Source organism: Porphyromonas canoris (assembly GCF_000765975.1).
GTDB lineage: Bacteria > Bacteroidota > Bacteroidia > Bacteroidales > Porphyromonadaceae > Porphyromonas_A > Porphyromonas_A canoris.
Genome location: NZ_JQZX01000012.1, coordinates 220,184 through 240,654 on the forward strand (window position 1 = coordinate 220,184; position 20,471 = coordinate 240,654).

The following is a 20,471-nucleotide window of genomic DNA, read 5'->3' on the forward strand; positions in this document are numbered from 1 at the left end:
TTTTATTTGTCTAATCGTTGTACTCTTCTTCTCTCTTTTCCACTCCGGTAACAGTGGCAGATACCGCTCCGTCGCCCAATAATATTTTCACATCTTCGCCCGGATGAGTCTGTGAAGCAGAGCGAATGCTCTTGCCATCCGATCCGACAAAAAGCGCATACCCGGAAGAGAGGATTCTGTCCGGGCTTAAAAGGCGCAGCCGTTCCTCCAAAGAGGAGAGTCTTTGCCGTTGCAGCGGTTCCCATGATGCTATGGAGCGTTTCAGTCGAGCAGTGTCGGATGCTATTCTGCTCTCTGTTCGTGCCGTCAGCGATGCCCAAAAGCGTTGCAGACGGAGGTAGTGTGCGCCCACTCTTTGCTCTATCTCCGAGGTGCGCAGGTATAGCAGCTGTCTCTGTTTGTGCATCAATACGCGGAGTCTGCTCTCTAACAGCTGTTTCTGTCCGCCCATCAATCTTACCAAACGCTCCTCTGCGGAGGAGACGGCAGAGATATAGTATAGATTTTTATCTATGAGAAAGGTGGCGACGGCAGTAGGTGTCTTTAGAGCGGTGTGTGCCACCATGTCCAGGATAGAGAGGTCTCTGTCGTGCCCTATACCGGATATGATGGGGTAGGGATATTGTGCAACATGTTCGCAGAGCGTGGCATTGTCAAACGCCAAAAGGTCTAAGCGGCTTCCTCCTCCCCGAATGATGACAACGGCATCGTACTCCTGCCCGGAGTCCATAATGGCATCGAGAGCGGAGATGATGCTTGCCGGCGCTTCATTCCCCTGCATAATGGCAGGAAAGAGTGTAGCTGCAAAGCGGATGTTATAGTCGTTGCGTGTGAGTTGGTTATGGAAGTCGCCCCATCCGGCAGCCGTAGCCGAAGAGATTACTGCTATCTTTCGGGGGAGAGGAGAGAGTGGAAGAGCTCTGTTCATATCCCAAATGCCGGATGCTTTCAGTGCTGCTATGGTAGCCTCTCTCTGCTTTCGCATGGCTCCCAAAGAGTAGGTGGCATCCACGCCGACAATATTCAGAGAAAGCCCATATACCGGGCTGTATCTGACGTAAACCATGAGGAGCAACTCCAAACCTTCGCTCAGCTCCACCCCTGCCTCTTCGTAAAACTTTTCGGAGATGAGTCTGTACTGACTGCTCCATATCATTGCCCGAATGGATGCTACTATCTTTCCCTGGTCGTTTTTCTCTATCAGATCCATGTAGCAGTGTCCGGAGCTTCTATTGACCTGCATGCCGGAAACTTCTGCCACCACCCACAGCGGACGAGTGAACGATGAAGAGATGAGATCTTCCACTATCCCGGTAAGCTCGCTTAGGCGTAGACCGGACGCAACACTGCTGTGCTCATCGGCATAAAAGGTTCTGCTGGGAGGGGGCATATCTGATACTTTATGGCGGTTATCCTCTTAGGGTAGACTCGAAATCTATCCGGTGGTCTATGCTTCTACCGAGAGTGAGTTGGTCTGCATACTCCAGCTCGTCCCCTATGGCTATGCCACGAGAGATCACAGAGACTTTGACATCGAGATTTTTAAGGAGACGGTAGATGTAGAAGTTGGTCGTATCTCCCTCCATGGTGGTACTCAGTGCGAGCAAGACCTCTTCCACGCCTTCGCTTTTGACCCTGTCGGGAATATCGTCAATATGGAGTTCGGAAGGTCCTACACCGTCCATCGGGGAGATCACTCCGCCCAAAACGTGATAGAGACCGTTGAAACGTCCGGTGTTCTCAACAGCCAAAACCTCCTTTACACTCTCCACCACGCAGAGGATACGGGAGTCTCTGGCTGGGTTGGAGCAGATCATGCAGAGGTCTGTATCGGAAAGATTGTGGCAACGATCGCAGTAGTGAATGCCCTCGACCAAAGCATCTATCTTGGCAGATATGTTCTTGGTAAACTGTTTCTCCTGTCTCAGGAGATAGAGAGCCAGCTTCAATGCACTTTTACTGCCTACTCCGGGCAGAGTGCTTAGAGCATCTACCGCTTCTTGCAGCAGGCGAGACTGTTGGTCTAACCGTATCATCCTTCCCGGTCGAACGTGCGTTTGCGGAATACGAAGTCTTTACCCAGATACTTCTCTCTTACGATCTCGTTCTCGGCAAGCTCTTCGGCTGTTCCCTGGAAAAGCACTCGCCCCTCGAACAGAAGATAAGCACGGTCTGTGATGGATAGTGTCTCGTACACGTTGTGGTCGGTGATGAGAATACCGATATTCTTTTCACGCAACTTGGCAACAATACTCTGAATATCCTGTACCGCTATGGGGTCTACTCCGGCAAAAGGTTCGTCGAGCATCACAAACTTGGGCTCTATGGCGAGGCAACGGGCTATCTCCGCTCTTCTACGCTCACCACCCGAAAGACGATCTCCCAGATTGTGTCTCACTTTATGGAGCCCAAACTCGGAGATGAGACTTTCTAACTTCTCTTTCTGATACTCTTTAGGCTTACTGGTCATCTCCAATACGGAGCGGATGTTATCCTCTACGGTCATCTTTCTGAATACGGAAGCCTCCTGAGCAAGATAGGATATGCCTTTCCTCGCTCGCTTGTAAATGGGCTCGTGAGTAATCTCTTCGTCATCGAGGAAGATCTTTCCCTCATTGGGAAGAACCAGACCAACGGTCATGTAAAATGTAGTGGTCTTACCTGCTCCATTGGGTCCCAAGAGTCCTACAATCTCGCCTTGAGATACTTCAATGGATACGTGGTTGACCACGGTTCTGTTCTTATATTTTTTTACTAAGTCTTCCGTCCGGAGTTTCATAGGATATATGCTTGCTTGTTATGCCTTTCAAAAATAGACATTTTGCCCCATACAGCCAAGTGTATGCGTATGCCCTCTCTTGCGGAGAGTGGCAGACCGGAAGAAGGTAGAAGACAAGCGAGGGATACTTAGGTTTAGGTATTGCATGATAATGATAATTGACGGATATTTGTGTAAGTATATGCGATTAAACAGTTCTATTACAGATATTTTACCGATATGAAAACAGAACACCACAATCACACTCACTCCCATTGTCATGAGCATTCGCACGGACATCACGGGCATGATCACTGCCACCATGGTAAGGATCTGAGGGGAAGAAAGCTGCTATGGGTTACGATCTTGAACTTTTCCATCACGATTTTTCAGATTGTAGGAGGAATACTTTCCAACAGTCTCTCCCTGATCTCCGATGCCATACATAATCTGGGAGACTCGTCTGCAATCTTTATTGCATTCCTTGCAGGAAAGCACGCAGAGAAGCAACCAGATACCAGAAAGACATTTGGCTATAAGCGGACAGAGATATTGGCTGCCCTGTTTAATGCCGTGGTACTTATAGGGATATGCGTCTACCTTTTCGTGGAGGCCTATCACCGCTTTTTGAATCCGGAGCCGATACGTGGGGCGATGATGCTTGCCGTGGCGATATTCGGACTTTTGGCAAATCTGATCTCTGTGGTCATACTCCATAAGGATCGTGAGCACAACCTGAACGTGAAGGCTGCATATCTTCATCTTCTTGGGGATACACTCTCTTCGGTCGCTGTAATCATGGGAGGTATAGCAATATGGCTGTGGAATCTTTACTGGCTGGATCCTCTTGTAACGGTCTTGGTGGGCATCTATATCATTGTGCATACATGGGGTATAGTGAAGCAGACTGTGAGCATACTGATGCAGAGTGCTCCGGAAGAGATAGATCCTTCTCTGCTGAAAGAGGAGGTAGAGGCAATCAAAGGAATAAAGAATTTGCACCACCTGCATATCTGGAGACTGGATGACGAACACATGCTCTTGGAGGCGCATGTTAATCTGGAAGAGGATCTCAGACTGTCGGAAGCAGGAGCATTGAGAGAGCAGGTGGAGCATCTGCTCATGCAGAAGTTCGGTATAGGACACACCACTCTTCAGATAGAATATGACGGATGCAATGGCAGGCGTGATCTGATACAAAAGGATGAGTTGAGATAGCAGGGAAAGATATTTTTAAGCGTAATTCTTATGTGTAGCGAGCAATCTTCCAAGCCTAAAAATGCCTATAAAAAAGGTATCCGGTTTTACGATAACTTCATTACGGGAAGCACTTGGTGGTCTCATCTCTACATGAACTGCCTCTGGCAGGTGGACGATAATAAGATAGCAAGAGAGGTAATGGGGATGATTCCCTCCGGTTTTTCCGGTCGCCTGCTGGATGTACCCTCCGGAACGCTGGTCTTTACTGCTTCTACCTATGCCGGTCTGCCCAATGCTTCTATCGTGGGAGTGGACTACTCTCGCGAGATGCTTGCTGTGGCAGAACAGAGAAAACAGGATATGGGACTCTCTCAACTCTCGTTGGAATGGGGAGATGTGGGGCAACTGCCGTATGAAGATGAGAGTTTCGATATAGTCCTTTGCATGAACGGATTTCACGCTTTTCCCGATAAAGAGCGTGCTCTTGCCGAACTGTACAGAGTACTGAAGCCGGGAGGTTGCTTTCTTGGAAATTTCTACGTCAAGGGAGAAAGGAGGATCGGTGATGCTCTTGTACGTTTGGTACTGAACCGTAAGGGCGTTTTTGTCCCTCCTCATTTTACCAAGGAGGAGATGGAGGAGAAGTTTAAGTCTCTTTATAAAGGCGGAGTGGAGGTCAGCAACCACAACTCCATAATGGTATTCAGGTGTATCAAATAAGCAGATACGAGAAAAGGCATTCGAGAATTTCCGAATGCCTTTTTCTGTTGAATAAATCGGATGGATTTTGTTTAAGGAGCTACACTTGTAGAAGCTGTCCTTAAATCTCCATCTTCAAATATAATTTTTACCGTGAGTTCGTATTCCGGCAGATTCACGGGAGGGTTAATCCATCCCAAATAGGCTATCTCGCTTGAATGAAGACCGAACAGCTTGTATTTAGAATAGTCTATATCGGAAACCTTACCATATATCGGTTGTTAGGAGTTCTTTTCTATTCCCAAATCGTAAAGAAGGAACATTTAAGTTAAGTTCATGATAAAAAGAAACGGGTAATTCCTGCCACTATTCCACAGAGTATAAAGCCAAAAGCAATGGGTATTAAGGCAGAGATGGTTGTCCACTTGATGCTCTTGGTCTCCTTGTATATGGTATAGAGTGTGGTGCTACAAGGGTTGTGCAACAGACTGAAAAGCATAACGCAGATGGCTGTAAGCGGTGTCCATCCTCCGGCTCTTAATATGTTTTCGGTAATGCCTGCATTTTCGCCTTCAAAAAGTATTCCGGCACCATCTCCCAATCCGGAGAGTTCGGGTACCGTAAGTATAGTAAGCATAAGTATTGTCGGGATGACAACTTCATTCGCAGGGATGGCTACGATGTAGGCAAGAAGAATAACTCCATTCAGACCAAAGAAAAGCCCAAACTCGTCAAAGAGATCCACAACATGGGCTGCCAGACTGATATTCCCGATTTCGATGTTGCAAATCAGCCAAATGAGAGCTCCTGCCGGAGCCGCAAAAACAACTGCTCGTCCCAATACAACCAGTGTCCTGTCTACCAAAGAGGAGTAGAGTGTCTGCCAAAAACGTGGTGGACGATATGGTGGAAGTTCCAGGTTGAAAGTAGAGACTTCCCCCTTGAGTAGTGTCTTGCTAAGCAGGAAGCTACTGCCAAACATAAATACGATTCCCAAAAGGGCAACAGCCAATACCGACAAGATGGAGAGTGTGCCGGAGAGGCGGGCAGGAACTAAAGGGCCTATGAATATGGATGCCAAAAGTATTTGTGTCGGCCAACGCCCATTGCAGAGGGAAAAGTTGTTGGTGATTATTGCCAACAGCCTCTCTCTGGGGCTGTCTATAATACGAGTAGAGACTATTGCCGCAGCATTGCATCCGAATCCCATGGTCATTGTGAGTGCCTGTTTGCCGTGTGCTCCTGCTCTTTTGAAAAGTCCGTCCATGTTGAATGCCACTCTTGGGAGGTAGCCGAAATCTTCCAGAAGAGTAAACAGAGGAAAGAAGATAGCCATGGGAGGGAGCATCACAGAGACAACCCATGCGGTAGTGAGATAGACGCCATCTATAAGGAATCCGGATAAAAGAGCAGGCAGAAAACTTTCGGTCCAACCTTTTAGGAGAGGGTACAGTTTTCCCACAAGAAAAGAGGAGAGCAGCTGGGAGGGATAATTGCTCCCGACAATAGTAATCCAGAGAACTACGGCAAGAAGAGAAATCATAATGGGATAACCCCATCGCTTGCTTGCCAATATCTTATCCAGTTTGGCATCAAACCCTCTTCTTTTATTGTTATCTTCGTACTTTATCGCTTCATTGCAGATATCCTCTGCATCGGCATATATAGCTTCGGAGACTTTATCGTGGAAGTCTTTTCCGACTTCCCACTTCCATTTGTTGGCTGTTTGTATAATAAGCTCTCTCTCTTTCATATCATTGAAGTAGTATTTCTTCGTCTATCCATTTGCCGCTTCTTACAGCTTCTATAATCTTTGCGTCTCCCTCGATGAGTCTCATCGCAACCCATTTGGCATTGGGAAGATCGGGATAGACATTTTTTACTTCTTGCTCCACAGCCTCTATGGCTTCGGCTGCTTTTCCGCTAAGATTCTGTATTCGATGAGGCCGGCAGACAATATCTCCTTTAATAACCTGAGAAATGGTCTTGAGTAGAAGATCCAAGCCCTCTCCGCTTCTGGCTGAAACAAGTGCAACGGGTATGCCAAGCCTCCTTTCAAGTATTTTGGCATCTATCATAATCCCCATGGAGCGAGCTTCATCTATGAGATTGACAACCAAAATAGCATTCTCTGTTATTTCCAAGATTTGGAGAGTTAGGTTCAGATTACGCTCCAAACGGGTTGCGTCTGCAACGATAATCGTAGCGTCCGGCTGACCGAAGAGAATAAAGTTGCGTGCAATCTCTTCATCCTCGCTACGAGAAAAAAGGGAATAAGTACCGGGTAAGTCCACAATGCGATACTTCTCTCCTTCATAGGTATAACTCCCTTCGGCTCTTGCTACGGTCTTTCCGGGCCAATTGCCTGTATGCTGATGGAGTCCTGTAAGACCATTGAAGAGAGTACTCTTACCGGTATTGGGATTACCGGCAAGGGCTATGGTGTACTTGGCTCCAATGGTATTTGAGCCTCCTTGGAGTACATTTTGTCTTTTCATGACTGCTCTACCTTGTCTATATAAATATAGCCTGCTTGCTCTTTGCGCAATGCGATGGCAGTGTTTCGTACTAAAAAGGCTTTTGTCTCTCCGGTCGGGCTACAGAGATATAGTCTCACAAGAGAGCCTTTCACAAATCCAAGATCCAACAGACGTTTTCTTCTGTCTCCTGCCAATTGGTAGCCAAGACCTTTTACTTTGGCAACCTCTCCAAATTCAAGATCCCATAATGAACTATTGCCTTTGGGAGTAATATCATACTTATAAGGAGGAGCTATTGGAATCTCTTCGTTTGGCTGAGGTATTGGGGAGCCATGTGGGTCGTACTTGGGGTGATGAAGACTTACAGAGAGCTCTTCCAACTTCTGAGGAGAGAGTTTGTGTTCCATTTTCTCTGCAAGCTTATGCCACTCCTCTGATGAGTATCCTGTCTTTTCGGCAAGATAGGTCTCGTATAGCCTGTGTGCTCTGGAGAGGTGTTGCCCCATATTTTTACCTGCATCGGTAAGAGTGAATGTCTTATAGTCGAGAGTTGTCAGCCATCCTCGCTTGGTTGCCTTCAATAAGAAAGATTGCGCTTCCTCCTCTCTGATATTCCAGAAAGAAGTAGCACAATCCAACGTGATGCACTCCATCTGTTTGGAGTACATTTTTTTCATAAGATCTTCAAGAGGAACGTCTTCCTTCTTGGAGATAAAGAGACTTCTCCTGAGCCAGACTATATATATCAGGCTCAGAAGAAGTAAGAGTATGAGTACTATTGTCATTTAACTTCGATCACGAGGTACTGGCTTAAACTCCAGAACTCTTTTGTGTTCTTAATGTTTAGAGTAAGATTACCGTCGGAACCCTTATCCAATGAGTATGAACTTGCAGGGTGTTTAGTGTGGAGTACAGCCTTTTTCTCAAATAGAGGAATGGTGTGAAGCTCTCTGCGGTCCATCTTGATGAAGTAATCTTTGTTGAAGCCTTCTGCCAAAACTTTTGGAGAGGAGAAGATAGATCCTCCGGTAAGGATTTTGTGCTCCTTAAGTTCCGAAGATGTTCCAAAGCAATAGAACACTGCATTAAGAGCAGCATCTTGTTGTGCAATAGCTGCTTGTTGTGCTGCATTTTCTTGAGCAAGGACATCCACATTTTGAGCAGATCTCACAAGTGCACTATCAAGCTGTTCTATTTTGACGTCTCTCATTGCAAGTTCATTACGAAGAGCAACGAGTTCGCTCTCTTTTCTCTGAATTTCATCGGTCATTCTCTTGATCTTGCTGCCCAAAAGTTTTGCCGCTGCAGAGTTTTTCTTCAGCTGCTCATTGAGAAGTTCGATCTTTTCTCTATTCTCTTTAAGAGTGCTTGCAACCAACTGCATGTTATTCTTAATCTGTTCACGAGTAGAAGCAGTAAGCTCACCACTTTTGTGTTTGATCGCAACAAAGTTTTCTGCTGCACGAATCTCTTCAAAGCTTTGTTCTACCTCATTGATTACGGTTAGCATTTCTTCCAGATTGCTTTCAGTTGTTCTGGATACCATTTCCAAGGAATCATATTTCGCTTGCAGGTTCTTATATGCGGAAGAATGCTTTCCACAAGAAGAGACAAGAGTCATTGCGCAAATAGCGAGAGTAATAAATGCTGTTTTTTTCATATTCAAATCTGTTTTAAAGTGATCTTTTCACTTGTTGGACATGAAGGAGATTAAGGCTCCTTATACTTATTCTTATGTACACGCTCCGGAGTGGGAGAGGGAGCAATAAGCACTACAATCTCACCACGAGGCGGTTGATTTCTAAAATATTCACACAATTCGGAGGATGTACCTCTGTGATACTCCTCATGTATTTTTGATATTTCCCGTACCACTACGACTTCTCTTCCCGGTTCAAGAAGTATTGATAGCTGTTCTAATAGCTTTAACAATCTTGTTGGAGCCTCATATAAAATGGTTGTAGTTGTACGCTTGGAAATATCTTCCAACAGAGTTTGCCTTCCTTTTTTCTGTGGTAGAAAACCCTCGAATGAGAATCTATCACAAGGTAAACCGGAGGCAACAAGAGCCGGAACAAAGGCAGTGGCACCGGGAAGACACTCAACCTTAAGATTCAGCAGTAAGCATTCCCGTACCAAAATAAATCCCGGATCTGAAATCCCCGGTGTTCCTGCATCAGAGACCAAAACTACTTTTTGCCCATCCGCGATGGCAGTAGCTATGGACTTTGCCGTAGTATGCTCATTGTGCATGTGATGGCTACGAAGTTCTCTCGGAGAGATCTCGAAATGGCGTAGAAGTTTAAGTGTTGTTCGAGTATCTTCCGCAAGCACGACGTCGGCTTCTCTAAGCAGTCTCAAGGCTCTCAGAGTAATATCTTCCAAATTCCCAATAGGGGTTGGTATGATAGTCAGCCATCCCATTTTGCAAAAGTTTTATGCGTAATATCTTTCCACTATTTCAAGAAACGCTTTTGCTGCCGGTTCATCCGTTTTTACCCAAGGATAGTTAGCTGCAAGATGTTTTGTTGCAGAAGAGAAGTCTGCCAAATGAGTCAGTGTATCCAACTCACTTTCAATCAAACTTTCGCTATCCAAGAATAGCTCTCTTCGGAAGTAAAAATAGTCAAACATACTGATGTACTCCCTCAGAGGGTTTACAACCTCCTTTTTTATGCTGTTAGCCATGGTTGGTTTCTCAACCTGACTTGTCGTAGCTTTAGGAATGAACATAACATCAGAAGCCGAAGTTTCTTCTTCGATTTGTCTTTCTTCTTGTATCTCACTATCTGCCCTCTTTAGCTCTGCCTTGAGAGCATCAAGCTTGTGAGACAAATCGGTAATAAGATCTTCTATCTGTTCAATATAACGTTCTATGTTTTTGTTAGATACCATTTATAAGACATTGAAATGTATAATAAACTTCCTGTTTCTGCTGTCGAAAGGTGCGGCTTCTTTCATGATTCGAGCAATATGCAGTTCAGTTGGAGAGAACCATGCATAGCTAAATTGGTATTCATTTGTTACCCCTTCTGCTATCTCTGTCATTGATATGGGAAGATGCTTAGGCTCTTTCAGGGCTTCTGACAGCACATTGTATGTATGAAGACCTAAAGATGGATTTAGCCCAAAAACAGGGGAAATTGCCCAGAAAACTCCAGGTCTGATATTGTTGACACTCACATCCAGACTCTGAACCTCTTGATATCGCAGAACAATCTTTCTTGAAGATATATGGGGGATATTTTTGTTTTCTGTCTTATTGGTTACCGTGTAAGAACTCAATTTCCCTTTGATGTCCCAATCCATAGCAATATCATGCAAGCTATTAGAGATAAGAGTCGGTTTAGAGTTATCCTGTCCTTCAATCTTGGAAGTTTCATGTCCAAGCATATGAGGAATTCTGGTTATGTTTTCTGCAAACTTAACCTCGTATCCCGAATAGACTCCATCTGCTCCTTTTTGCAGCGAAGCGGTGAGATATGGCTTTGTCTCATTGAGCTTTTTTATATTAGGAATGGTTCTTATCTCTACTTTATCCTCTCCTGATCTTACATAACTAAGGGTTGTATGATACTTGATGTCCGGACGAAACAGATCGAGAATATTTGTATTTTCCAATGATAGGTGTCCTTCTTTCCACAATTGTTCTTGCACAAATATCGGAGTATCATCTGAAAAAAGATATTCACGAATCACTACGGATGAGATGTTAAGAGTCTCGGGAGGTGGAACGGGATTTGGGGTCGGATCCGGACCTTTCCCCCCCAAACAACCGGATAAGAGGGAAGTGGCAAACAGCAATCCAACCAGTCTAATAAAGTTTGTGTTCATAGTGCTTTTATGGTTTTTAGATTGGTAATAGTGTAACCAAGTTTTACAAAGAAGACCCTTCGGTTGGGAGGGGATCTGTTATCGTGTCATTCTTAGACTCTCCGGATAAACTCCCTTTTCCTCTCTTACATATTACAAGAGAGTCATAGAATCTCCTGCTTTTCTCTTCTATTTCCGGTGTGAGGTTGTCATTAACCAACTTCAGAACTAAAGTTGCCACGGCAAGGTCATCCGTAAAGCCGAGAATCGGGATCAACATATCCGGAATAATATCTATCGGGAGAATGAAGTATCCTAAAGCTCCGGAGATGTAAATCTTCTTTGCTATGGGAGTAGAAGGTGCTTTCATGACATAGTAAAGCCGTATCATGGGAAGCAAAACACTCTCTCCAACAAGATGTTTCACCTGCAAAAGCTTCTTTCCCCAATCACCTTCCGAGAAGTGAGATGCATAGCTTTTGATATCGCGTAAGCCCTTTATAGCCATCTTTGCATGTGATAGTTTCATAGCTTTTTTGCGTTCTATACACCCCAAAGGTAAGAAAAATCTTCTATAGTAATCCCTCTTCTGCGTAGCTATAATATCCGTAATCAGAGTAGATGAGGTGGTCTAATAACTTAATTCCGATCATTTGGCACGCTTTATTTAAGGATTCTGTGAGTTGGTCATCCGCAGAAGATGGTAGTAGAGATCCGCTGGGATGGTTGTGTACAAGTATGATGCCGGTCGCATTATGGTACAGAGCCTTTTTGAGGATAACCCTTATATCCGCCACCGATTCAGTCATTCCTCCGGTAGATATTTCCAAAGGTGGAATCGTAAGTTTTTGACTGATGTTAAAGCATAATAGCCAAACACTTTCCGTAGCTAAACCAAAGAGGTATCGTTTCATATAGTTATAGACCTTTTGGCTGTCGTTCAATATCTCTTCCTTTGCTCTGTAAAACTCTTTGTCTTTTTCCAGACGCACTCCAAGCTCTAATGCTGCCAATATCTTTGCTAATTTTGCAGGACCTATTCCTCTTATCTTACTGTCCGATACACGTTCGGCGTGGGTTTTATACATGGAATAGAGGTTGTTGTCATGACTCTTCAAGATATTTCGAGCCATCTCTATTACATTTTGCTCTTTTGTCCCCGTATTAAGGATGAGCGCAAGAAGCTCCGTTGTGTCCAGATTTTTTACTCCATATCTGAGGAGTTTTTCTCTTGGACGCTCCTCTTCCAACATCTCTTTTACTTTCAGATGAAGGTTGGTTTTCTCCTGATTAAACATAAGGAATACGCTAAGTGGTAAAAAGAAAATGACATCTGCCTTCGTATTTTGTGTAAAGGCAGATGTCATTTATACTATTGGAGCACTTTTATTCTTTAGCTCTACTTACATACGAGCCGTCACGAGTGTCTATCACAATCTTTTCTCCTTCTGTTATGAATAGAGGAACACGAACCGTAGCACCTGTTTCTACCGTTGCAGGCTTCAGAGCATTTGTTGCGGTATCTCCTTTAACACCGGGTTCTGTGTATGTTATTTCAAGGATAACATGGGGTGGAAGTTCACAGGTTAGTATTGTCTCATTACCTGCATGTACCATAGCTTCTACCATATCTCCTTCTTTCAGAAACTCCACACCGGAAATGGTCTCTCCCGGAATTTGAATCTGCTCAAATGTTTCAGGGTGCATGAAGTTGTATCCCATATCATCCTTATAAAGGTATTGGTATGGTCTGCGTTCGATACGCACTTCTTCCACTTTTACACCTGAGTTCCACGTCTTTTCCAATACTCTTCCGTTGGAAAGGTTTTTGAGCTTTGTACGTACAAAAGCAGGACCCTTGCCCGGTTTAACATGGAGAAATTCTACGATCGTAAAGTACACGCCATCAATGTCAAGGCACATACCATTGCGAAAATCTGCTGTTGTTGCCATTCTTCTAAAGTATTTAATGTTATTATTCTATTTCTATTCCTCAATGATGAGATCAAAGTCAGAGAGAATAATTCTCTCCACGTTGTCCACAATCTCCTTTGCCACAAGTTTTACCTTTTGTCCTTTGACCGGATGGAATTGTACTGTTTGCAGAACCGGATTGTTCTTGATATTGGAAAACTCTCCTTCCAACACTTTTGTGTCATCTATGTACAGAACATAAGAGTGGATATGTCCTCTTCCATCCCTTTGTTGATTTGGTAACAGTCTGAAACCCGAGATTTTATAAGGAGTATCAAGAAGAAGCTCCAAGCTCCTTTCTCCCTTTGGAAAGTGAAGTAGAGAATAGGGCTTGCCGTCGAGGAGTTTTTCTTTTGCCTCTTTCTCTTGTGGCGAAAGTAGTGTTATCCTGCTTGCAGAAAGGTAGAATGTCCGCTCTGCCATATCTCCGCTTGTATGGAAGTCGGAGTCATAGGCAATAGCTTTCACCACACCGTGATCTTGCAATCTGAATGGTTTACTGTACTTAATCCCATTCGAAACGGAGGGAGCGGAGCCGTCCGTTGTATAGTATATCTCCAATCCGGGAGAAGACAAAGAGATAGACACTTCATCATTAAGATCTCTGCGTATAACCGGAATATCCGAAACTATCGCCGGAGCCATATAGGCTTCCACCTTATTGATACAGATAGGACCTCGACTCTCTTCAAACAGAATCTTCAAGCCGTCTGTCTTTATGGAATTGAATCTTAACAGTCTTTTGTAGCCTATTGTAGTGGTCTCTTCTGCAAACGAAACAGGCAGCCAGTTCTCTCCATCTTTATAGAAGACCGAGAACTTACGTACTCTTTGTCCTAATGGGATGTACTCTTGAAGCATAAGTCGGTTAATGGCTTGCTTTGTTGGAAGGAAAAAGACTAGCTCTCCGGAAGAAACGCCATCCGCCGTTGCCCAATAGCTGTCATAGTTATCGTCTAGAACATTAGATGCAGACCATTGCTCTCCTCTTACGTTGCTTGCTTTCGCAGAAGCCTTGCCGAGAAGAAGAGGAGAGGCAAATTCACGGTCGAGTAGAGCTTTCCACTCCATGATGCTTGTACTATCCTTAGGATGAATAGTGCCATTCAGATCAACCGGGAAGTTAAGAAGCAGAGTGGCATTACGCCCGACACTGCCATAATATATATCCATCAGTTTGGCAGGAGACTTCACTTGATGATCCTCTCTTTGGTGATAGAACCATCCCGGACGGATAGAAACATCACACTCTCCGGGAAGCCAATCCTCACCATGTTCCTGTCCGACCATATTTTTACGTCCACCTTCTTCTCCAATGGTCATGGGGCTCCAGTTGGTTGTCCCTGCATAACCTATCTCGTTTCCTATCCAGCGAATATCCGGAACAGTCCCTCCGAATATCATTGCTGTAGGATGAAGCTCGCGGATGATCTTCTTGGCATCTTCGTAGCGGTAGTATGTCTTAGGGTCTATATTCCTGTGCGTATCTGCTCCTCCATACCAACCATCCCCTCCATTGGCTCCATCGAACCAGTACTCGAAGATCGGACCATATCCTGTCAGGAGCTCTCTCATTTGCTCATGGAATATATCCACGTACTCCGACATTCCATAGTGTTTGCTGTTTCGATCCCAAGGAGAGAGGTAGATGCCGAACTTTAGGTCGTATTTCCTGCACGCCTCGGAGAGATCTTTGACCAAGTCTCCTTTCCCATCTTTCCATGGGCTGCTCTTCACACTGTAATCCGTAGTCTTTGTAGGCCAGAGGCAGAAGCCGTCATGGTGTTTTGCCGTCAGCAGTATACCCTTAAAACCGGATGCTTTTATGATTCTTGCCCACTGATCACAGTCGAGACGCTTCGGATTGAACGTCGATGCCGGAGTGTTGCCATAGCCCCACTCCAGATCGTTGAACGTATTGAGTCCGAAGTGGACAAAGGCATAGGTCTCCAGTTTTTGCCACTCCACCTGTTCGGGTTTTGGTATAGGGAATATTGGAGCCGGGGCTTTAACTTTGGCTTGCGGCTGTAAGAGAGAGCAGCCTCCCACGATAGAGGAGAGGGCAATAGCAGCCAAAGAGCCCCATAAAGCCTTCATCGGATGCGAACTATTCTTCTTTTTTATGTCGGATATTTTCATCTTCCTACTTTTCTGTTTGGGCAAACTCCATCAGGTAAGCCTTTATGAAGTCATCTATATCTCCATCCATGACACCACTCACATCCGATGTTTGGTATCCTGTTCTGTGATCCTTCACGCGGCGATCGTCGAATACATAGCTGCGTATCTGCGAACCCCACTCTATTTTCAGCTTAGAGTCTTCTATCTCATTCTGTGCACGACGACGGCGTGCAAGTTCAAGATCGTAGAGCTGACTCTTCAAGAGGCGGATGGCATTCTCTCTATTACCGAGCTGCGAACGGCTTTCGGTATTTTCGATGGCAATCTCCATCGTTTCTCCCGTATCGGGATCTTTGTAGGTATAATGCAGGCGAACGCCGGTTTCTACCTTATTAACGTTCTGTCCTCCTGCACCTCCGCTTCGGAACGTATCCCACGTAATGTCGGAAGGATTGATGTTGATCTCTATACTGTCGTCCACCAACGGAACCACAAATACAGAGGCAAAAGAGGTCATCCGCTTCCCTTGAGCATTATAGGGAGATACGCGCACAAGGCGGTGTACACCGTTTTCGCTTTTGAGATAGCCGTATGCCATTTCGCCTTCTACCTGCAACGTACAGGTTTTTATGCCGGCTTCATCTCCGTCTTGCCAGTTGGTAATGGTAACGCTGTAACCTTTATCCTCACACCATCTCTGGTACATTCTGGCAAGCATGGAAGCCCAATCTTGTCCTTCCGTACCGCCTGCTCCGGAGTTTATCTTCAGTACTGCTCCAAGATGATCCTCCTCTTTTCGCAGCATGTTCTTCAGTTCCAGATCTTCCGTCAGCTTCAGAGCATTGGCGTATGCTTCGTCCACCTCCTCTTCGAAGATGATTCCCTCTTTCAGGTACTCTAAAGAGAGAGCAAGCTCTTCGGTTGCAGTGTCTACCGCATCGAATCCGTTGAGCCAGCCTTTCAGCTCTTTTACTCGTTTCATTACGCTTTCGGCACGTTTTGCATCCTGCCAAAAGACGGGATCTTGCGTGCGAAGCTCTTCTTCTTCTAATTCGATACGCTTCGTATCGACGTCAAAGATACCCCCTTAGCGCATCTCGGCGCTCCAACAAGTTGCTTAGTTGGTCTGTTGTTATCATGTTTATGATAGGTGTTAATACTTAAATTTTCAATTATTTGAACAGCAAAAATAGTAAAAACTTGCCAATACGGGGGAGTTTTACTGTATATGTTCCAAGATATGAACGTCATGTTCAGGACAATCCGATATTCTGGGAGCCTCCATGTCTTGAGGAACGTCTCCTCTTCCCACTCTCACTCCGCCTCTATACTTGGCTCCCGGAATCAACAGACCATGATAGAGAACCTGCCTCACCCGGCTTCTCTGATCGGCGGTAAACCCAAGGTTTCGACAGTAGAAGTAGTCCATTATGTTGAAAGAGGTAAATATACCCTGAAAATCACACTTGTCCCGTTCAAACAGACGCTTGATATGCTCCGGGTTATTTTTATCAAAAGAGGGAGACGAGACATACTCCTGTACCTTCTTTACGTAGTGTTCTCTGTCGTACTGTTGGGTATCCGGGCAGTAATCACTGTCTGTGCAGGGAGGAGGTGGCGGGCTACTTTCTTTATCTTTTTCCGTGAAGGCATGATACAGACCTACATAGTGTCCGAGTTCATGCGCAAGAGTGTTGCCCACATAGGTGGCTATGTGGTTGGAGTTGTATTTAAGAAAATCGCTGTTGATCACGACACTGCTGGCATAAATCCAGTTTTTGCTTGCAATGTAGTTCGTATTGACCTGCGAAAGACCCTTTACGGGATGAGATTCGGGCATATATGGAAGAGTTGCCACTCCCAATGTTACCGTATTGCTGTTCTTTTTTCTTGTGAATTTGAAGATGAATACATTGATGTACGCATTGAAATCCCAGCACATGTCTATCACATTCTGCGTTTTTGTGCCGACAATCTCATCGAATGGTGTCTCCGCTTTGTGCCATACATGTCTCTTGATACCCTTTTCCGGAAGAGGTTTTCCATCAGAATCCACAGATGCCAAAACAAACTCGACATTGTTATCAACGGTGTTTCCTCCCAAAGCTCCCCGATATCTTTCATTGACATGTTTAAGGTACTCTTCAAGTTTTTCTGTTTTTACGGCTGCAACCTCCGGAACATCTTTGTGTGTAAGGAGATGGAAGATAACCGGAATTTTGTATCGTGCACTCGCTTTGTCAAGAGGCAGTCCGGACTGCTTTATCTGCAGGTTATCGGAATATATCCCTGAAGAGACCTTTATTGTTCCTTGGCGCTCTAATGAGGAGTCGAAGGAGTTTACGGATACCGTCAGCACGGTGTTGCCTTGTCCGCTTAGAGGATATAGCTTGATCCAATGAGGTGGCTCTTCTATTTTCCAAGCTCCTTGACTTTTTATGGTTACTCTTTTGGTGTTGCTGTTGAAGTCGAAGTCGATACTTTTTTCGGAGAACGACAAAACTTTATCATTTATTTCGTTTCTGTTTTTCGATCGACACCCTCCAAGCAGAAATATGGATGTCAGGAATAGGAGAGGGAAAAGATATTTTCTCATTATTGCTATGCTTTTGGGTTAGATTTTACAGCGGCAAAGAACGCAAAAAAAAGCCATAGTACAATCTTTGCGATCTGTACGGCAGAAAATATGTTCCGATTTCAGCCTTTTTCCTATTGGAGAGATGACCATTCGCAGGGAGCTTTTATATAAAAACGGATGGGTGCGAGATCATCCTCCGAAAACTCTTGGGAGAGCATTTTAGAGAATCGAGAAAGTTTTCCTTTATTTATATCGTTGGTTGTGAGAGGTATAGTGAAAATCGCGAATTTGGAAAAAATTTTTTCTCAGTCCGTTTGATGAGGCTTTTTCGCGTTAATAAGCATGAAATTTAACGCCTGTCTCTGTAAACGTTTACTAATAAGGAAATCTGCCTTTTCAAGGGCTTTTTAGGGTGAAAATACGTAGTTTGCTGATTATTAGCGTTTTGATGTTTTTGGCTAAACACGTTAATCGAATCCGGTAAACGTATTAAATGAAATCGGTAAACGTGTTCATTGAAAAATTAAATACGTTAAGCCGAAACAATATGCTTGTTTAGTGTTTTGAGTGAACAGGTATCGGAATTTGTGTTAATAAAACGGGGTAAATTTAACAATTCGTTCGTGCTCTGAAAATGACTCCTCCGAGCAAAATAGAGAGCAAGAAAAAAGCGGGAATTTTTCGGGATGGAATATATAAAAATGAGGGACGGGATGACCCACTTGAATGGGATAGAATAAAAAGAGATCCGGCACACTCGAACCCCCGAAAAGGAGAGCCGAATGTGTCGGATCGGTATCATCGGTCGGGCATATAAGCCCGGATCATTTACTTGGCGTAGCTTACGGCTCTGGTTTCGCGGATTACCGTAATCTTTACTTGTCCCGGATAGGTAAGCTCGTCCTGAATCCGCTTTGCGATGTCTGCACTCAACATGTCTGTGTCGGCATCTGTAACCTTATCGGATCCAACGATCACACGAAGCTCTCTACCTGCTTGGATGGCATACGTTTTCACCACTCCCGGATAAGATAGAGCCAGCTCTTCGAGGTCTTTGAGACGCTTGATGTACGCTTCGGCTATCTCTCTGCGTGCTCCCGGACGCGCTCCGGATATGGCGTCGCACACTTGTACGATAGGGGAGAGTAGGGATGTCATCTCTATCTCATCGTGGTGAGCACCTACGGCGTTGCAGATGTCCGGTTTCTCTTTGTACTTCTCGCAGAGCTGCATACCGAGTAGAGCGTGTGGAAGTTCCGGTTCGTCATCGGGCACTTTGCCTATATCGTGTAGCAGACCTGCACGTTTTGCCTTCTTCGGATTCAGCCCCAGCTCGGCAGCCATAATGGCACAGAGGTTGGCTGTTTCGCGAGAGTGTTGCAGAAGATTCTGCCCATAAGAGGAGCGGTACTTCATTTTTCCCACAAGACGGATAAGTTCGGGGTGGAGACCATGTATACCCAAGTCTATCACCGTGCGCTTACCGGTGTCCACTATCTCGTCTTCTATCTGTTTGCGAACCTTGGCTACCACCTCTTCGATACGTGCCGGGTGGATGCGGCCATCCTGAACCAGCTGGTGAAGTACAAGGCGAGCGATTTCACGGCGAACGGGGTCGAAGCAGCTGAGGACTATCGCTTCCGGTGTGTCGTCGACGATGATTTCGACTCCGGTTGCTGCCTCCAATGCTCTGATGTTTCTGCCTTCACGTCCTATTATTCTACCTTTAATCTCATCCGATTCTATGTGAAAGACGGTGATGGAATTTTCGATGGCCGTTTCTGTTGCAAGGCGCTGGATGGATTTTATTACCACTTTCTTCGCTTCCATGTTGGCGGTAAGCTTGGCCTCTTCCATGATATCGTTGATCGTTGCAGAGGCTTGAGTGCGTGCTTCGGCTATTTGAGACTCTACGAGCTTTTCCCTTGCCTGCTCTGCGGTAAGGCCGGCTATGTGTTGGAGTTCCAGTAGCTGTTGTTCTTTGATTTGGGCAAGCTCGTCTTCCTTAGCCGTGAGCCCCTCCATGCGCAACTCCAGATCTCTTCTCAACTGTTCGTTGGATTCGATCTTTCTGTTGAGCTCTTGTTGTCTCTCAGAGAGCTGTTCGTCTCTGTTCTTGAGCTTGCTTTCTATGCTTTGGATCTTGGATTGTCTCTGTGCCACTTCGCGTTCGAGAGCGGCTTTTTGCTTTATGAACTGCTCTTTTACCTCCAGCAGTTTGTTTTTCTTTATGACTTCAGCCTCCTCTTTGGCTTTTTGCAGAAAGTGTTGGCTGCGTGTCCGAGCTGCATCGGAAAGGAACTTCCAAAGCAATACTCCTCCGATGACGAGGATAGCAATACAGATAAGTACAGGAATAACAATATTGTTCATTCTACTCAAATATAAGGGTGTAACACTGTCTCCCTCTGTGGGAAGACCTTTGTAAGTAAATGAACAGGATGAATAAAACAGTGATAAATAGTTGTGCCCCTTTTCCCAATAAATTCAGGCGGTAGTATGACGGTCTTCAAAACTCTCTAAGGAGTGGCGACGAAGCCTGTCGATGATGCTCTCTATCCGTGTTGCCAATGCTGTCTGACTATCTTTCTCGGCTTTGTTCTCCTCTACCAACGTGGCAAAGTGAAGGGCGACAAACAGAAGAAGCTTGGTGTCTGAGATGGTCGGGAACTTCCTTTTGTAGGCATTGATAAAGTGATTGACTTCTGTCTCAGCCTTGCGAAAGAATATTTCTTCCTCTCTCTGAATGTTGAGCGAGATCCGTTCTCCCATTAAAGTGAGATGGATGGTAAACTTGTTTGCAGGTTTATCCACACTGTTTTCACTCTGTTTAGGGACAGACATAGGG

18 protein-coding genes and 1 pseudogene are annotated in these 20,471 nt (G+C 45.1%); 2 read left to right on the forward strand and 17 right to left on the reverse strand.

Annotated elements, in window-relative coordinates; genetic code table 11:
• Positions 1-10 precede the first annotated feature (10 nt).
• From xseA to lptB, 3 genes are read right to left on the reverse strand one after another with little or no spacing between them, the layout of a single operon-like run.
• Complete coding sequence (xseA, locus tag HQ29_RS07410; protein WP_052089966.1) at positions 11-1,390, reverse strand: exodeoxyribonuclease VII large subunit; 1,380 nt, start codon at positions 1,388-1,390, stop codon at positions 11-13.
• 19 nt (positions 1,391-1,409) lie between these two features.
• The gene (gene recR / locus HQ29_RS07415) at positions 1,410-2,036 is read right to left on the reverse strand and encodes a recombination mediator RecR (RefSeq protein ID WP_036864870.1); all 627 of its coding nucleotides are present in this window, start codon (positions 2,034-2,036) and stop codon (positions 1,410-1,412) included.
• Positions 2,033-2,779: an LPS export ABC transporter ATP-binding protein gene (lptB, locus tag HQ29_RS07420; RefSeq protein WP_036790076.1), complete on the reverse strand. Its 747-nt coding sequence runs from the start codon at positions 2,777-2,779 to the stop codon at positions 2,033-2,035. Before lptB ends, recR begins: the two co-directional genes overlap by 4 nt.
• A 219-nt stretch (positions 2,780-2,998) precedes the next feature.
• Here lptB and HQ29_RS07425 point away from each other — a divergent pair, with 219 nt between their 5' ends.
• The gene (locus HQ29_RS07425) at positions 2,999-3,976 is read left to right on the forward strand and encodes a cation diffusion facilitator family transporter (RefSeq protein WP_052079518.1); all 978 of its coding nucleotides are present in this window, start codon (positions 2,999-3,001) and stop codon (positions 3,974-3,976) included.
• 30 nt (positions 3,977-4,006) lie between these two features.
• Positions 4,007-4,678 (forward strand): class I SAM-dependent methyltransferase, encoded by a 672-nt coding sequence (locus HQ29_RS07430; protein WP_036868803.1) that lies wholly within the window; start codon positions 4,007-4,009, stop codon positions 4,676-4,678.
• A 313-nt stretch (positions 4,679-4,991) separates the two neighbouring features.
• On the opposite strand, the pseudogene feoB reads toward HQ29_RS07430, so the two are convergent.
• From feoB to HQ29_RS07505, 14 genes and pseudogenes are all read right to left on the reverse strand, one after another.
• Positions 4,992-7,155: pseudogene (feoB, locus tag HQ29_RS07435) on the reverse strand (ferrous iron transport protein B).
• Positions 7,152-7,922 carry a metal-dependent transcriptional regulator gene (locus HQ29_RS09965; protein ID WP_052089968.1) on the reverse strand — a complete coding sequence of 257 codons (771 nt, stop codon included), beginning with the start codon at positions 7,920-7,922 and terminating at the stop codon, positions 7,152-7,154. Before HQ29_RS09965 ends, feoB begins: the two are co-directional and overlap by 4 nt.
• Positions 7,919-8,797, reverse strand: a complete 879-nt coding sequence (locus tag HQ29_RS07450) for a Cbp1 family collagen-binding glycoprotein adhesin (RefSeq protein WP_036790092.1) — start codon at positions 8,795-8,797, stop codon at positions 7,919-7,921. Before HQ29_RS07450 ends, HQ29_RS09965 begins: the two co-directional genes overlap by 4 nt.
• Before the next feature lie 50 nt (positions 8,798-8,847).
• Positions 8,848-9,561, reverse strand: a complete 714-nt coding sequence (rsmI, locus tag HQ29_RS07455; RefSeq protein WP_036868808.1) for a 16S rRNA (cytidine(1402)-2'-O)-methyltransferase — start codon at positions 9,559-9,561, stop codon at positions 8,848-8,850.
• Positions 9,562-9,573: 12 nt separating this feature from the next.
• Positions 9,574-10,032 (reverse strand): hypothetical protein, encoded by a 459-nt coding sequence (locus HQ29_RS07460; protein ID WP_036868810.1) that lies wholly within the window; start codon positions 10,030-10,032, stop codon positions 9,574-9,576.
• Positions 10,033-10,971: a hypothetical protein gene (locus HQ29_RS07465; RefSeq protein WP_036790101.1), complete on the reverse strand. Its 939-nt coding sequence runs from the start codon at positions 10,969-10,971 to the stop codon at positions 10,033-10,035. It lies immediately after the preceding gene.
• A 43-nt stretch (positions 10,972-11,014) separates the two neighbouring features.
• A complete protein-coding gene (locus HQ29_RS07470) occupies positions 11,015-11,479 on the reverse strand; it encodes a YkvA family protein (protein ID WP_052079515.1) in 465 nt (154 codons plus the stop codon).
• A gap of 43 nt (positions 11,480-11,522) precedes the next feature.
• The gene (gene radC / locus HQ29_RS07475; RefSeq protein WP_082226854.1) at positions 11,523-12,317 is read right to left on the reverse strand and encodes a RadC family protein; all 795 of its coding nucleotides are present in this window, start codon (positions 12,315-12,317) and stop codon (positions 11,523-11,525) included.
• 19 nt (positions 12,318-12,336) lie between these two features.
• On the reverse strand, positions 12,337-12,903 hold the full coding sequence (efp, locus tag HQ29_RS07480) for an elongation factor P (protein WP_036790107.1): 567 nt from the start codon (positions 12,901-12,903) through the stop codon (positions 12,337-12,339).
• A gap of 33 nt (positions 12,904-12,936) precedes the next feature.
• Positions 12,937-15,063 carry an alpha-L-fucosidase gene (locus tag HQ29_RS07485; RefSeq protein ID WP_235318033.1) on the reverse strand — a complete coding sequence of 709 codons (2,127 nt, stop codon included), beginning with the start codon at positions 15,061-15,063 and terminating at the stop codon, positions 12,937-12,939.
• 4 nt (positions 15,064-15,067) lie between these two features.
• Positions 15,068-16,184 (reverse strand): peptide chain release factor 2 gene (prfB, locus tag HQ29_RS07490; RefSeq protein ID WP_152566507.1). Its coding sequence is split into 2 segments (ribosomal slippage): positions 15,068-16,120 and positions 16,122-16,184, totalling 1,116 coding nucleotides; the frame shifts between segments, so codons are not numbered across the junction.
• A gap of 80 nt (positions 16,185-16,264) precedes the next feature.
• Complete coding sequence (locus HQ29_RS07495; RefSeq protein WP_036868815.1) at positions 16,265-17,641, reverse strand: zinc-dependent metalloproteinase lipoprotein; 1,377 nt, start codon at positions 17,639-17,641, stop codon at positions 16,265-16,267.
• 810 nt (positions 17,642-18,451) lie between these two features.
• Positions 18,452-19,996 (reverse strand): ribonuclease Y, encoded by a 1,545-nt coding sequence (gene rny, locus HQ29_RS07500; protein ID WP_152566508.1) that lies wholly within the window; start codon positions 19,994-19,996, stop codon positions 18,452-18,454.
• Positions 19,997-20,110: 114 nt separating this feature from the next.
• The gene (locus tag HQ29_RS07505; protein WP_036790122.1) at positions 20,111-20,467 is read right to left on the reverse strand and encodes a cell division protein ZapA; all 357 of its coding nucleotides are present in this window, start codon (positions 20,465-20,467) and stop codon (positions 20,111-20,113) included.
• Between the last annotated feature and the right edge of the window lie 4 nt (positions 20,468-20,471).

What these genes read in the sequence shown, in the direction of transcription:
- efp (WP_036790107.1), bottom strand. Translation starts at nt 12,903, where the DNA reads ATGGCAACAACAGCAGATTTTCGCAATGGTATGTGCCTTGACATTGAT.
- HQ29_RS07460 (WP_036868810.1), bottom strand. Translation starts at nt 10,032, where the DNA reads ATGGTATCTAACAAAAACATAGAACGTTATATTGAACAGATAGAAGAT.
- lptB (WP_036790076.1), bottom strand. Translation starts at nt 2,779, where the DNA reads ATGAAACTCCGGACGGAAGACTTAGTAAAAAAATATAAGAACAGAACC.
- HQ29_RS07495 (WP_036868815.1), bottom strand. Translation starts at nt 17,641, where the DNA reads ATGAGAAAATATCTTTTCCCTCTCCTATTCCTGACATCCATATTTCTG.
- rny (WP_152566508.1), bottom strand. Translation starts at nt 19,996, where the DNA reads ATGAACAATATTGTTATTCCTGTACTTATCTGTATTGCTATCCTCGTC.
- radC (WP_082226854.1), bottom strand. Translation starts at nt 12,317, where the DNA reads ATGACATCTGCCTTTACACAAAATACGAAGGCAGATGTCATTTTCTTT.
- recR (WP_036864870.1), bottom strand. Translation starts at nt 2,036, where the DNA reads ATGATACGGTTAGACCAACAGTCTCGCCTGCTGCAAGAAGCGGTAGAT.
- rsmI (WP_036868808.1), bottom strand. Translation starts at nt 9,561, where the DNA reads ATGGGATGGCTGACTATCATACCAACCCCTATTGGGAATTTGGAAGAT.
- HQ29_RS07505 (WP_036790122.1), bottom strand. Translation starts at nt 20,467, where the DNA reads ATGTCTGTCCCTAAACAGAGTGAAAACAGTGTGGATAAACCTGCAAAC.
- HQ29_RS09965 (WP_052089968.1), bottom strand. Translation starts at nt 7,922, where the DNA reads ATGACAATAGTACTCATACTCTTACTTCTTCTGAGCCTGATATATATA.
- HQ29_RS07470 (WP_052079515.1), bottom strand. Translation starts at nt 11,479, where the DNA reads ATGAAACTATCACATGCAAAGATGGCTATAAAGGGCTTACGCGATATC.
- HQ29_RS07425 (WP_052079518.1), top strand. Translation starts at nt 2,999, where the DNA reads ATGAAAACAGAACACCACAATCACACTCACTCCCATTGTCATGAGCAT.
- xseA (WP_052089966.1), bottom strand. Translation starts at nt 1,390, where the DNA reads ATGCCCCCTCCCAGCAGAACCTTTTATGCCGATGAGCACAGCAGTGTT.
- HQ29_RS07485 (WP_235318033.1), bottom strand. Translation starts at nt 15,063, where the DNA reads ATGAAAATATCCGACATAAAAAAGAAGAATAGTTCGCATCCGATGAAG.
- HQ29_RS07465 (WP_036790101.1), bottom strand. Translation starts at nt 10,971, where the DNA reads ATGAACACAAACTTTATTAGACTGGTTGGATTGCTGTTTGCCACTTCC.
- HQ29_RS07430 (WP_036868803.1), top strand. Translation starts at nt 4,007, where the DNA reads ATGTGTAGCGAGCAATCTTCCAAGCCTAAAAATGCCTATAAAAAAGGT.
- HQ29_RS07450 (WP_036790092.1), bottom strand. Translation starts at nt 8,797, where the DNA reads ATGAAAAAAACAGCATTTATTACTCTCGCTATTTGCGCAATGACTCTT.